We start from the raw sequence: 13,161 nt of genomic DNA, 5'->3' as shown, positions 1-13,161 counted from the left end.
TCCGGTGTCCGACTTCATCGACGTGCACACCCATTACGTCCCGGCCGGCTGGCCGGACCTCGGCCCCGGGCAGCCCTGGCTGCGGGTGGAGTCCGAGCGCCAGGCGATGATCATGGTGGGAGAGACGGAGTTCCGGGCCATCGATTCGTCCTGCTGGGACGCCTCAGCCCGGCTGGCCGACATGACGGCCGACGGGGTGCAGGCTCAGGTCGTCTCGCCGACACCGCTGTTCTTCGGGTACGACCTGAGCGGGGCCGAGGCGGTCAAGGTCTGCCGGATCTTCAACGATCTCGCCCTGGAGATCTGCGCCCCCGACCGGGAGCGCTTCATCCCGTTCGCCCAGGTGCCGTTGCAGGACCCCGACGCGGCCTGCCGCGAACTCGACCGCTGCCTGGACGCCGGGCACGTCGGCGTGGAGATCGGCAACCACGTCGGCGACCAGGACCTCGACTCCGAAGGCGTCGTCACCTTCCTCCAGCACGCGGCCTCGCGCGGCGCGCCGGTCTTCGTGCACCCCTGGGACATGCCCACCTCGCCGCGGCTGGACCGCTGGATGGCGCGGTGGCTGACCGGGATGCCGGCGGAGACCCACCTGTCGGTGCTCGCCATGATCCTCGGCGGGGTGTTCGACCGGGTGCCGGAGTCGTTGCGGATCTGCTTCGCGCACGGCGGCGGGTCGTTCGCGTTCTGGCTGGGGCGCCTGGAGAACGCCTGGCACCGCCGCCCGGACCTCATCGCCACCTCGCAGCGGCCGCCCTCGGCCTACGTCGGCCGGTTCAGCGTGGACAGCGTCGTCTTCGACCCGGTGGCGCTGCGCACGCTGGTCGACACGCTCGGCGCGGACCACGTGATGCTGGGCAGCGACTACCCCTACCCGCTGGGCGAACGGCCCGTCGGCCAGGTGCTCCGGAAGGCGGACTTCCTCAGCGCCGCGGAGCGCGAGGCGATCGCCGGCGGCAACGCGCTGCGCTGGGTGGGGCGCGACCAGCAGGTATGTCCGTAGTAGGGAAGCAAGGCGGTCTACCGTCCTCGTATGGAAATACCGCGGATGCTGGACGGGCGGCTGAAGTTCCGCCACCTCCTCCTGGTCGAGGCGCTCTCCGGTCAGGGGAGCGTGGTCGGCGCCGCGGCGGCGCTCCACGTCACCCAGCCCGTGGTCACCCGCAGCCTCCAGGACCTCGAACGCATCCTCGGCGTCACCCTCTACGAACGCGGCCCGCGGGGGATCCAGCCCACCGAGTTCGGTGACGCGTTCACCGAGTACGCGCGCTCGGCGCTGGCCCAGATGAACCAGGCGAGCCGGCACCTCCAGGAGATCGCCGACGCCACCCGCGGCCACGTGGTCATCGGCACCCACCTCGCGGGCTCCAACCTCCTGCTGCCGCGGGCCATCGCCCACCTCAAGCAGGACCGCCCGGCCCTGCGGATCGTCGTGCGCGAAGCGACGCCCGGGGCGCTGCTCGAAGACCTCGTCGCGGGCAAGATCGACTTCATCGTCGGCCGCCTGGCGACGGTCCCGCCGGAGGGAACGGTCCAGCAGACGCTGCACGCGGAGACCATCCGCGTGACCGCCCGCAGCGGCCACCCGCTCGCGGCCCGCACCGAGATCCCGCTCGACGAGCTGATCGCCTACCCGTGGATCCTGCCGGGGGTGGAGACGGCGCTGCGCACGGAACTCGAGGAGTTCTTCCACCGCAACGACGTCCCCCTGCCCCCGAACCGCGTCGAGACGACCGCGTTCCTCACGATTCGCCAGCTCCTCGTGGAGACCGACATGGTGGCCGCGCTCCCGGAACTCATCGGCGCGAGCGATCCTCGGCTCGCTGCGCTGCCGATCTCGCTCGACCTCGTCGGCGCCCGCGTCGGGATCACCCTCGCGGCCGGACGTCGGCTGAGCCCGGCTTCGGAGGCGATGATGCAGTCGCTGGTCGCGGTCGCGGATTCCGTGCAACCGCGGCCGGCTGGATCCGGCTGAGTTCCGGCCGCGCCCCGAGCCGGCTCAGAGGTGGTCGGCGTAGAAGCCGGCGAGCCGGTCGGCAGCGGCGTCGACGTACTCGGGCACGTCGTACATTTCGTAGTGCCCGGCGCCGTCGATCACCATCAGGTCGACCGGGTTGGGGGCCAGCTTCCAGAGTTTCATCCCGGCTTCGTACGAGCCGGTGGAGCCGATCCGGCCGGCGAGGATGACCTGCAGGGGCTGGGTCATGAGCTCGTCGACCAGGTGGAAGGCGTCGTAGCCCAGCAGCAGCGCGTCGCCGCGGGAGAGGCGGCGGTTGGTCGAGTTCTCGTGGCGGCCGCGTTCGGTGCGGTAGTAGGTGATCGCCTGGGTGGTGTCGAGGTCGGTGGGGCTCGCGTCGTCGAGGGTGTCGGGGAGCCAGTTGTCGCGGTGCAGCGCTCCGGTGAGGTTCTCCTCGGTGCGCGCGGCGGCCATGGCGTCGAGCGCGGCGGCCGGGCCTTCGGGCTGGAAGCCGCGGAACGAGGTGCCCATGTTGCCCGGCACGACGGTGCCGACCGCCTTGATGCGGTGGTCGGTGCGGGCGGTGTGCACGGCGTAGCCGCCGCCGGCGCAGATGCCGAGGACGCCGATGCGGTTCGGGTCGATGCCGGGCATCGTGTCGAGCGCGTCGATGGCGTAGGAGATGTCTTCGCCGCGGCGGTAAGGATCCTCGAGGTCGCGGGGTTCGCCGCCGCTCGCTCCTTGGTGGGCGGGGTCGAACACGAGCGCGGCGATGCCTCGGGCGGCGAGGCGGGACGCGTAGTTGGCGCCGATCTGCTCCTTGACGCTGCTGCCGGGGGTGGCGAGCACGACCGCACGCAGCGGCTCGCCGGTGGCGACGTCGGGCAGGTGCAGTTCGGCGGCGAGCTCGATCGGCCCGCGGGGGATCGTCAGGTGCTGGCGCACGCAGGTGACCACCTCTCGCGTAGAGTTTGTTCGATGACCCAGCTAGTACGAAACTAAACTAGTTCCGAACTGTACCATCCGAGGAGAGTCGCGTGCCGGTTGACGCCGCCCAGCTGTGGACGCTGAACCACCGCTTGCTGACCGTCGTGCTGGACGCCTGCGGCGGTGAGCTCGGTGCGCTCGGGCTGGATCCGAAGGAGTTCTTCGTGCTCGCCGAGGTCCCGGCTTCGCCGTATCCGGCCGAGCTGGCGACGGCGCTGGTGATCCCGAAGGCGAGCGTGACGGTGTACGTGCGCAACCTTGTCGCGAAGGGGTTGGTGCGCCGTGAGATCGACGACGCGGACCTGCGACGCCACCGGCTCGTCCTGACCCCCGAGGGGGAAGTGGCCCGTGCCCGCGCGCTGTCGGCGCTGGCGGCGGAGTTCGACCGCCGGCTGGCGAAGATCGCGCCGGGTGACCGCGTCGAGCTGCAGCGGATCCTGCTGGAGCTGCTCGGCTAGGTGTTCTGTCCGGGTGAACCGGAAATTCTTTTTTGAAACGCCCGGTGGCAGCGGCGGTGACGGTCGGACAACGGCGTGGTGATGCGGTGCGTGAAATGGTGTCCGGTTGGTGGCTGAGTGAGTGTCCGCGGACGGGGGTGCGGACCGTGCGGCGATCGGGGAACTGGTTGAGATGCTGGTGCCGGCGAAAGCTCCGAGATCGTCATCGCCCGCCCTGGTGATGGCACCCGCTCCGGCGGTGGCAGGGACGCGGGCACGGGGTGTGCAAAACGCAGGATCGGACCGCGAACCAACTCGGAAAAAGGATGCCGGTGCGGACCGGTTGCCAGCCGGGAACGCGGCGACCGGGGCGGTGCTGAGTGGGTCGCTGCCGGGTTCGTCGATGCTGGCGGACCAGGTGCTGGTGACCGGCCAGAACATGGTGGGAAACGCTGCGGTGGCGAGTCGCGCGCTCAGCCGTCCGCCTGTTCCGCTGGCGTCGAAACAACCGGCGAGGCCGGAAGCGGGCCGGACCGAGCCACCGCTCACCGGGGGAGCGCCGGGCTCAGGACCGGCGCTGATAGCAGCGGAGGGAGCGAGGGCTGCGCCGCTCGCGGTGCCCCCGCCCAGCAAAGCGGTGGCTGAGACCCGGCACGAGGCGGTGCACGGCGGAGCCCTCGATGACACCCGTGGAACCGCGCCGGCTGAGAGCGAGACGCCCGCGGGGTCGGCGAGTCCGGCCATACCGAATCTCGCGTCCAAGAAGCTCACCGCGGCCGCCAGGCAGATTCAGCACGTGGCGAAGACGCAGAAAGCGATGATTCGCGCGTCGAGCCGAAGTCAGCAGCGCGAGGTCAGCACCGAGGCGAATCGGAAAGCCGCGGCGATCCAGCAGGCCGGTTCGGCGAAAGCCGCCGCTTTGCTGCTCATGATCGCGCGGAAGCGTACGGCGATCTCGAGGGCGTTCACCCAAGCGCGTGCCCAGGTCAAGGCCAAGGCTGCCGCGCAGAGGAGGGTCGCCCAGGACGCGGGCACCAAGGCGCTCGCCGATCTGCGCACGTTGATCGACGCCAAGAAAAAGGCCGCCAAGGACGGTGCCGAGAAGCAGGCCGCGGCGCTCGAAGCCACCGGCCGCACCGAGGCCGGCCGTGCGCGCACCGAGGCGGAGACCACGGTCACCGCGATCACCAACGCCGCGAGCGCCGCCGTCGGCAGGGCCGGCGACGATCCCGAGGTCCGGTCCGCCGTCGAGAAGGCGGTCGATGACGCGAAGACCGACGCGATCGGCAAAGCACGGAAACAGGGCGGGGACGTCGCCGCCAAAGCCGAGAACGACGCCAAGGACGCGGCGCAGAAGATCCGCGACGGCGGCACCAAGCTGGCCGACGAGGTCGGCGGCAAGAGCGCCGACGTCGAGAAATCGATCACCGACGCGACGAACGCGACGAGCCGGCGGATCGCCACGATCGAGCAGACCAACGTGCGGCAGCTCGATCAGCTGGAGCGTCAGAGCCTGGCCGGACTCGGCCGGCTCAAGGCCAGGGTGACGCCGCCGATCACCGCGGCCGCGCGTTCGGCGGCGAAACGGGTGCGGCGGGCAGGCCGGCAGACCTCCGGTGCCGTGCGGAAAGCCGGTGCCGCGCGGTGCCGCGCGATCGACGACGCGGCTCGTCAAGCGCACCGCAAGCTGGCGGCGTTACCCAAGCGGAGCAGCGTCGACGATGCGAAGCTCAACCGCGCCGTGACGGCGATTTCGGCATCGTTGACGCGGATCCACCGCGAAGGATCGGCGGCGGTTTCGGCCGAAGTGCGCAAGGTGCGGACCCGGTTCGGGCGGCTGCACCAGGGGTTGACCACGAATCTGAACCGGGTGGCGGCCCGGATCACGTCGCAGGTCGACCGCGCGGTGTCGAGCGCTCACCGGGGCGCGGCGCAGGCCGTGACCACGGCCGGCGAGGACATCGAGACCGCGCTGACCGACCTGCGCCAGGCACACACCAAAGCCCTCGGTGATTTCGGGAAGCAGCTGCAGGACAAGATCGACGCTGGTGACAAGCGCTGGGTCGATCAGCGCACCGATCACGAAACCACGATCCGCGCCGACGTCGACCACGGTCTCAAGGGTGTCATCGACGTGCGCGGTGAGATCGGCCCCAAGCTCGACGCCATCGCCGACAAGGCCAAAGCCGAAAAAGAAAAGCCGTGGTGGAAGAAGGCGCTGTCGGGCATCTGGGAAGGCATCAAGAGCTTCGCCGTCGGCCTGCTGGTGTTCATCGTGGCCGTGCTGATCGTCGCGCTGATCGTGCTGCTCTTCGTCAGCGGGATCGGCGAAGCGCTCCTGATCGCGGCCGAGATCGTCGGCGTCATCTTCCTGGTCGTCGGGTTCGTCATGGCCTTGGTCAGCCGATGGGGCGAACTGATGGCGCGGCTCGGCGCCGGGGACTATCCGTGGTACGCGGCGTTCGGGCTCGGCGCGCTGACCGTGCTGGCGGCCGCGGGCGACGTCTTCGGCGTGACGCCGCTGGTCGAGTCGATAGTCGGCTACGACGCCGTGAGCTGGCAGCCGCTGTCGGCGGAGGAACGCTGGAAGCGCGGCACGGTCGGCGCGCTGACGCTGATCACACTCGGCCTCCTGCGGCGCGCCGGGTTCGGTGAGCGAGGCACCGCCGGCGACGAGGTGCCCGGCGGGGGCAGGCCGCCGGGCGGCGAAAAGGTGCCGGGCGAAGAGACGACACCAGGCAGCGAAAAGGTGCCGGGCGAGAAAAAGACGCCGGGTGAAGACCCGGCTCCGGGCAAGGGCAAGACACCGGGTGGCGGCAAAACACCCGGCGGGGACAAGACGCCGGGCGAAGACACCACTCCAGGCGAGAACAAGACACCAGGTGAGGACAAGAAGCCCGGCAAGGACACGACACCGGGTGAAGACAAGTACGTCGCCTGCTTCCTGCCGGGCACCCCGGTCCTGACCGTCGACGGGCCCCGGCCCATCGAAACCGTCGTGCCGGGTGACCAGGTGTACGGCCGCCCGGCCACCGGGCCGGGGGCGGCGGCACCGCGCCGGGTGACCGACGCGTTCGAGGGGTCCGCTTACCGCGCGCGGCGGCTCCGGGTGGCCGGTGGGGACCTGCTGGTGACCCGGGCCCACCAGTTCCGGCTGGGGACGGGCGCTTGGAAGCGGGCTCGCGACCTGGTGGCGGGGGACGAACTGGAGACGTTCGACGGCGCCCCGGCCTACGTCGAATCGGTCACGGACCTGGTGTGGCCGGACGCGGTCGCGACCCACAACCTGACGGTCCCGGAGGTCGCCACGTACTTCGTGGCCGTCGGCGACGTCGCGGTGCTCGTCCACAACGCCGACCCGCCCAAGCCGCTGCCCGACTTCGAGCGGGCCCTGTTGTGGATCTTCGGCAACAAGCCCCAGGTCCGGCCGACCGACACCGATGGCAAATCGATGTGGAGGACGAACTCCAAGGCCGACGTGGACAAGATGTTCGAGGCGCGGGTGAACGTCGACGGTCGTTCGCAGAGCGACGCGCACATCTTCTACGACCACGCAGATGTGGAACGTGCCGGTATCCACCTACCGGAGACGCCCGGCCAAGGCGGTGCCGCCGATGCCGGCCTCACGCACATCAGTGCCCGGCCGCCGAGTGCCGACCCGAACCCCGCGGTCAACCTCACCCCGGCACAGCAGGCCGAACTGCAGACGAAGCTCGAAGGACTGTCCAGTACTAAGGTGACCCCGAAGATGCTGAAAGGAACCTGTGGCTGAGAAGACTGTGCCCGGCGTGGACATCGCCGTTCTCGGTCAGGCGGACGCGCGGCTCACCGCACTCGCGGCGGCCGGCGACGTCCTGGCCACCTGCGTGGGCCGGCGCGTGGAGGTCAGCACCGGCCTGGACGCCGGCCGCCTGGTACCGAACAGCTCCTGGGTGCAGCCGGACGATGTCGGCACACTCTCCGTCGCGCCCTCCGGCCGGTTCCTGCTGCTGCGCTCTGCGGCCGGCGATGCGATCGAGGTCCGGCCGACCGACGGAGCCCCGCCGCTGGTCCGGCTCGCCGGCGACCTTCCCGGCCGGCCGACCACCGCCGCCGCGATCGCCGCGACACCCGACGGCGAACTGCTGATCTCCTCGACCGAGCGGAATCGCCTGCAGGTCCGGAGGCTGGCCACCGGCGAACTGCTGCGCGACGAGCTGGTGCGGGAACCCCGCGGGTTCTTCTTCAGCTCCCTGGTTCCGATGCTGGACGGGGACACCGTCATCGCGATCGGTTACTACGCCGACGAGACGAAGGACTCGCTGGTCGCGTTGTCCCTGCGGCGTCTGCTCACCGAGGACGGCTACCTCTTGCCCACGTTCCACCGCCCGGCGCTGCAGGACTACGCCTACCGGCTGGCGGCCGGCCCGTGCGGTCCCGCCGTAGCGGCGTTCTACCGGGATCCCGAAGACGACGAGGACCCCGAGGACGACGACGAAGACGATCCGAACCGGCTCGACGTCGCCGGCATCCGGGGCCTGTACCTCCGCCGGCTGAGCGACCGTGCTGTTCTCGGGACCGCTCCGGTCGATCTCGCCGTGCCGACCGGCGTCACTCTGGCCGGCACCGAGCACCACGTCGTGCTGGCGCTCTCCGAGGGCGCGCTCGTGGTGCCTCGGTCCGGTGCGGCCGGCACGCTCGTGCCCGCCGCACACGTAGCCGTGGACCCCCGGAGCGGGCGAAGTGTGTTGGCCGCCACGGACGGCCGGCTCAGACTGCTGACTCTTTCCTGAGCCCCGCACTCGGCGGGACGTGCGCGGGGAACGAGCATCCCGAGGGGCATGGCAAGCCGCCGGTGCGGCGGTTCTGATCGGTCCGGGGAAACCAACCGCTCCGGTCTTCCCGAGCGACGAGCACGAGCCGAATCGGTCCTCGATGGGCAGAGAGCACGATGACGCCCGAATGGCTCACCGCGGTGGTCGTCGCCTACCTGCTGCTGCTGATCACGCTGGTCGCGGCGATCGCCGTGCTCGACCGCGATCACCGCCGCGCCGACCGCGCCGTTCGTGTCCGGCGAATGCGCGGCCCGCGTACTTCGGATCGTTCCGCAACGTCTGTTCGATCTCGTCGAGGGCCTGGTTGTTACCCGTCTGCCCCGTGCGTTCCGGGTTGTTGTTCACATCGTCACGCAGTTCGTCCCAGGTCCACTTTCCCGTTTGCCCGGCGGGACGTCCTCGTGCAGGTAGTTGTCGCGGATGTCGCCGCCAGGCGTTTTGTTTTCGTTGTTCAGGACGTTGTGGTCGAGGATCTTGTTTTCGGTGTTGTCCGCGCGAATACCGTGCTCCTCCTGCATGAATCAGTACGAAACGGTCAACTGGGCCCGGGCGGCTTCAGCGCGTGCCGACGCCTCGGCCGGTGTGCCGCCCACCGCGATGACGTGGCCGATGCGGTGGTGGCTGTTGCTCGGCCAGCTCGTGCTGTCGCCGGGGCCGACGCGCAGTGCCACCTCGGCCACGCCGGCCACCCGGTAGGCGTCTTCCACGCCGCAGACCGCGGTGACCACGCCTTCGCGTGCGGTGAGGAACCGGATCGCGGCGGCGCGGGTGGTGGTCGGGGTCAGCTGCGGCGTGGCACCCGCGTGCATGGCCACGTACTGCTCGAGCAGGCCCACCCCGGTCGCGTGCCGGACCAGGGCCGGGATGTGGTCCCCGGGAGTGCGCGGGTTGATCTCGATCAGCACCGGGCCGTTCGCGGTGAGCTTCACCTCGGTGTGGGCGGCGCCGAAGTCGAACCCGATGGCGTCCAGTGCGGCCACCGCGACCGCCGCGGCCGGTTCGGTGACCGGCGCGGGCAGCGCGGACGGAAAGGTGTGGCCGGTCTCGACGAACCACGGGACTTGGCCGACCGACTTGTCGGTGACTCCCAGCACGGTGTGCCTGCCTCGGTGGGTCACGGTTTCCACGCTGATCTCCGGGCCGAAGACGCACTGCTCGATCAGGCCGCCCGGCACGTGCGCCTGCCCGCGCGAGTTGCGGTCCGACGACGCCAGCTCCGCGACCCGGGCGGCCACCTCCTGCTCGGTGCGGCACAGGGAGACGCCGACGCTCGCCGACTCGTCGGTCGGCTTGACCACACAGGGCAGCCCGGTCTCGGCCAGCACCGCGGCCGTCGTGGCCTCGTCGACGGCGAACCCGAACGCGGGCACCGGCAGTCCCGCGGCGGCGCAGGCGTGCCTGCTGTCGAGCTTGTCGCGCGCCAGGCGGGCCGCCGACGGCGACAGACCGGGAAGGCCCAGCCGTGCGGCGACCTCGGCGGCGACCGGCACGTAGTATTCGCCCACGGTGAGCACGCCGACCAGTTCGTCCCGGTAGTCCAGCAGCCGCTTCTCCACCAGGTCCGGGTCGATCGTGCCGGGGCACTCGACGATCACGTCCGCGCATTCGGCGATGACCTTCGCCGCCGCCGCGTCCCTGGTGTACGTACTGATGTCCGCGGTGACGAACAGCGTGCGCCAGCCGGACCGGTGCGCGAACCGCAGCGCCCGCATGCCGGTTCCGGTCAGGTTGCTCTCCACGAACGCGAGGCTGCCCCGCACTTCGCGGCCGTCGATTCCACCGATCATGCCGAGCTCTCCCTCTTGCCGCTTCCCACCAACGATTCGGTCTGCTCGCGCAGCTCCGGTGCCGCCTTCAGCAGAGCCCGCAGCCGCGTTGCGAAGACGGCCCAGCCGGCCACCAGCGCGGCCACCGCGATCCACAACGTCGGTTCCAGGCCCAGCCACTCGCCCAGGCCACCGCCGACCAGCGCACCGACCCAGATCGTGCCGAACGCGACGAACCGGAACGTCGCGGTCACCCGGCCGAGCCGGTCCTTCGGAGTGATCAGCTGGCGCATCGACACGCTGAACACGTTGAACACCGCGAGGCCGAAGCCGTACAGCACGAACGACAGCCCGGCGATCGCCGCCGGCGCGCGCACCACCGCCGCCGCCGCCGGGATCAAGGCAGGCGCCGCGCTCGCCGCGAACATCCCGGCCACCAGAACGCGGCGCATCCCCAGCGCCCGGCCGAACCGGCGGGCGAGCCCGGAGCCGAGCACCGCGCCAGCCGCGCCGACGCCCATGCTCGCGCCGAGCTCGACGAGGGACAGGTGCAGGGTGCGCACGGCGAACACGAGGTAGGCCGTGACAACGGCCTGCTCGAACAGGTTGAACCAGGCCGCTTCCGCCGCCAGCAGCCGAAGCATCGGTGTCCTGGCGAGGAACCGGGCGCCGGCCACGGTGTCCCGCACCAGCCGCCCGCGGGTGTTTTCGGGGCGGATGAAGCCCTCCGGCGTCCTGATCAGGAACACCGCGGCGCCACCGGCCAGGTACAGCACGCCGGCCAGCGCGACCGACCAGGTGCCGCCCAGCGTGCCGATCAGCAGGCCGCCGAGGCCCGGTGCGGCGACCTGGGTGAGCGAGCTGACCACCTCGAGCCTGCTGTTGGCCGCGACGAGGTGGGCAGGCCCGACCAGCGTCGGCACGTACACCGGGTACGTGACGTCCGCCAACGCGGTGAGCGTCCCCGCCGTGAACGCGATCGCGCTGAGCAGCCAGACTCCGGAGCCGCTGCCGTCCGCGAACGCCAGCACCGGCACGGCCAGCAGCAAGGCCGCGGCCCGCGCGTTGTGCGCCACCAGCAGGTTCGGCCGCCGCGCGTGGGTGTCGAGCCAGGCGCCGGAGAGCAGCGTGAAGAGGAACAGCGGTACCGCCTGGGCGGCGTTGACCAGCCCGACCTGCCCGGGTGTCGCGTCGAAGGACACCACGGCGAGCAGCGGCAGCACGATCGCCGTGCTCTTGGTCGCCGTCTGGGTGATCGCGTGGCTGAGCCAGATCTTGGCGAACGCCGGTGGCAGGCCCGCTGTCATGACGGCTCCGCCGCGGACGGGACGCCGAAGTCCTCGCACTCCGGTCCCGGCTGCCACGCCGTGCGCACGGCGGGGGCCGACCCGACGATCTTCGCGGTCTGCCCGGCGTTCGCGGCGCGGACCGCGTCGTCCTGGCCGTCGAGCACGCTGTCCGCCGACAGGTCCAGCATCCACAGTGGACGGAGCAGGGCGCCGCGCAGGGCTTTCGCCTCGCTTGCTTCGACACCGGCGTGGATCCAGCGCGCACCCGCGGCGGCGGCGATCCGCACCGGCAGGTAGTAGACGAGGTTGAAGTACTCGGCGGCGTTGCGCAGCCGTTCGTAGTCGAAGCCCGCCGACCGCAGGAAGAGCGTGTCACCCCAGAGGTAGTAGAGGCAGTAGCCGAGCGGTGGCTCGCCGGGCGGCGCGCACAGCAGCACGCGGGCCGCCGGGCCCAGCCGCTCGGCCTGCCTGCGCAGGAACGCCCGGCGCCCGGCGGGATCGGGGGAGTGCCCGTACCGCGCCTCGGTGTTGCTCAGCAGCCGGCCCGCGACGTCGGTCCAGCCGGCCAGCGAGTGCTCCGTCACCTCGTAGCCCGCCTTGGCGAACTTGCGCACCTCCCGGCGCACCAGCTCCGCCCGGCCGCGGCTGGGCAGCGACGCCAGCCACGTGTCCCAGTCGCCCTCGGGCACCGGGAGCCACGCGTCCGGACGCAGCAGCACGGGCATCGCGGCAACACCCGCCGAGCGCAGCGCCACCACGGACGCGGTGTCGAGGAACATGGCGACTCTCGGTGCGCCTGCGTCGATGCCGTCGAGGTCGGCGAGTCCGGCGAGCACCGCCTCGGCCGCGGCCACCGGGTCGGCGCCCGGTGGGGTCAGCAGATGCGTCTGGTAACCGCGGCGCGGCCCCGCCAGCACCCCGGACGGTGCCGGCGAGGCGAGCCCGCGTGCGGTCAGCTCGTCGTGCCAGCGGTAGAACGGGTTCGGCTCGTCGGCGACGACCGTGACCGGCATCGCTGCGAGCTGTCCGCCCGGCGTGTGGCCGTGCACTGCTCCCGTCGCCGTCCCGTCCTGGGCGAGCAGGCCGAGCCACTGGTGCGACGAGTACAGCCGGTTCGCCGAGATGCCTTCCCAGTCCATTGCGGACAGTCCGCCCAGTGCGTCTTCGAACGCGCTCATCCCACCCCTTCCCGCCGGCACGCCGCGGTCAGCGTGGCGTCGATCCCGCCACCGGCACGGTCAGCTCCCGCACCGAGCGGCCCTGCCTGGTCCGCAGCACCACGCCGGCGCCACCCGGCAGGATCTGGATCGTGCGCTCCTCGGTCCACCCCGCGAACCGGAACTCCCCGTCCCCGACGTGGGTCAGCGCGAACCGCGGCGACCGCCCGACGGTGAGCACGAGCCTGCCGCCCGCCGCCTCGACCGCGACGCGCACGGTCGGCTGGGGGAGCAGGAATTCCCCGTCGGCCTCTTCCCAGTCGGTGAAGGCGACGGGGACGTCGAACGCGCAGCGGTACGGCCGGAGGTCCGCCACCGGGACCTCCGGTCTGATGAACAGGACGTCGTCGCCGGACAGCCGGTCCAGGAACGACCGCGGGAACAGCTTCAGCAGGTCCGCGGTGAGGAAGCTGTCGATGATCAGGTGGATGCGGACCTGGTCGCCGTCGTTGGCGACCTGGTGCCAGCGGGAGAAGTCGCCGAACCAGAACGAGCCCGGCTGCCACCGGTGCACGACGTCGTCGATCATCAGCGTGGCACCGGGGTTGGTGATGATCGGCACGTGCAGCCGGACGTTCGCCCACGGCAGGCCGATCTTGGTTTCGAAATGCACCTTGCTCCGCGCGCCGGCGCCGAGCGCGAGCAGCCGGACCGTGCGCAGCGGCCGAAGCTCGGCGGTTCGAGCACCTGCCGG

Annotated in this window: 11 protein-coding genes; 5 read left to right on the top strand and 6 right to left on the bottom strand. The window is 71.2% G+C overall.

The window, feature by feature from the left end; translation table 11 throughout:
• Nucleotides 1-4: 4 nt before the first annotated feature.
• Complete coding sequence (locus SD460_RS44485; protein ID WP_290051611.1) at nt 5-1,003, top strand: amidohydrolase family protein; 999 nt, start codon at nt 5-7, stop codon at nt 1,001-1,003.
• A gap of 30 nt (nt 1,004-1,033) precedes the next feature.
• A complete protein-coding gene (locus tag SD460_RS44480; RefSeq protein ID WP_290051609.1) occupies nt 1,034-1,975 on the top strand; it encodes a LysR substrate-binding domain-containing protein in 942 nt (313 codons plus the stop codon).
• Between the two features lie 24 nt (nt 1,976-1,999).
• Here the strand turns inward: SD460_RS44480 and SD460_RS44475 are convergent, their stop codons facing one another.
• Nucleotides 2,000-2,902: an alpha/beta hydrolase gene (locus SD460_RS44475; RefSeq protein WP_290051608.1), complete on the bottom strand. Its 903-nt coding sequence runs from the start codon at nt 2,900-2,902 to the stop codon at nt 2,000-2,002.
• A gap of 92 nt (nt 2,903-2,994) precedes the next feature.
• Between SD460_RS44475 and SD460_RS44470 the strand changes: the two genes are divergently transcribed.
• The 3 genes from SD460_RS44470 (at nt 2,995) to SD460_RS44460 (ending at nt 8,153) form a co-directional block, all read left to right on the top strand.
• Nucleotides 2,995-3,402 (top strand): MarR family winged helix-turn-helix transcriptional regulator, encoded by a 408-nt coding sequence (locus SD460_RS44470; protein WP_290051606.1) that lies wholly within the window; start codon nt 2,995-2,997, stop codon nt 3,400-3,402.
• A gap of 172 nt (nt 3,403-3,574) precedes the next feature.
• Nucleotides 3,575-7,153, top strand: coding sequence for a polymorphic toxin-type HINT domain-containing protein (locus tag SD460_RS44465; protein WP_318307708.1), 3,579 nt, complete (start codon nt 3,575-3,577; stop codon nt 7,151-7,153).
• Nucleotides 7,146-8,153: a hypothetical protein gene (locus SD460_RS44460; protein WP_290051603.1), complete on the top strand. Its 1,008-nt coding sequence runs from the start codon at nt 7,146-7,148 to the stop codon at nt 8,151-8,153. The genes SD460_RS44465 and SD460_RS44460 overlap by 8 nt, the downstream gene beginning before the upstream one ends.
• 383 nt (nt 8,154-8,536) lie before the next feature.
• On the opposite strand, the gene SD460_RS44455 is transcribed toward SD460_RS44460, so the two are convergent.
• Genes SD460_RS44455 through SD460_RS44435 form a run of 5 tightly spaced genes read right to left on the bottom strand, consistent with a single transcriptional unit; the run spans nt 8,537 to nt 13,080 of the window.
• Complete coding sequence (locus SD460_RS44455; RefSeq protein ID WP_290051602.1) at nt 8,537-8,713, bottom strand: hypothetical protein; 177 nt, start codon at nt 8,711-8,713, stop codon at nt 8,537-8,539.
• Nucleotides 8,714-8,716: 3 nt separating this feature from the next.
• Nucleotides 8,717-9,982, bottom strand: coding sequence for an ATP-grasp domain-containing protein (locus SD460_RS44450; protein ID WP_290051600.1), 1,266 nt, complete (start codon nt 9,980-9,982; stop codon nt 8,717-8,719).
• The gene (locus tag SD460_RS44445) at nt 9,979-11,268 is read right to left on the bottom strand and encodes an MFS transporter (protein WP_290051599.1); all 1,290 of its coding nucleotides are present in this window, start codon (nt 11,266-11,268) and stop codon (nt 9,979-9,981) included. The genes SD460_RS44450 and SD460_RS44445 overlap by 4 nt, the downstream gene beginning before the upstream one ends.
• The gene (locus tag SD460_RS44440; protein WP_290051598.1) at nt 11,265-12,428 is read right to left on the bottom strand and encodes a hypothetical protein; all 1,164 of its coding nucleotides are present in this window, start codon (nt 12,426-12,428) and stop codon (nt 11,265-11,267) included. The genes SD460_RS44445 and SD460_RS44440 overlap by 4 nt, the downstream gene beginning before the upstream one ends.
• A gap of 28 nt (nt 12,429-12,456) precedes the next feature.
• Nucleotides 12,457-13,080: an aspartyl/asparaginyl beta-hydroxylase domain-containing protein gene (locus SD460_RS44435; RefSeq protein ID WP_290051596.1), complete on the bottom strand. Its 624-nt coding sequence runs from the start codon at nt 13,078-13,080 to the stop codon at nt 12,457-12,459.
• Nucleotides 13,081-13,161: the final 81 nt, after the last annotated feature.

The organism is Amycolatopsis solani, from assembly GCF_033441515.1.
Taxonomy (GTDB): domain Bacteria; phylum Actinomycetota; class Actinomycetes; order Mycobacteriales; family Pseudonocardiaceae; genus Amycolatopsis; species Amycolatopsis solani.
Note: the sequence above shows the minus strand (reverse complement) of the source record. Positions and strands in the feature narration are given on the sequence as shown.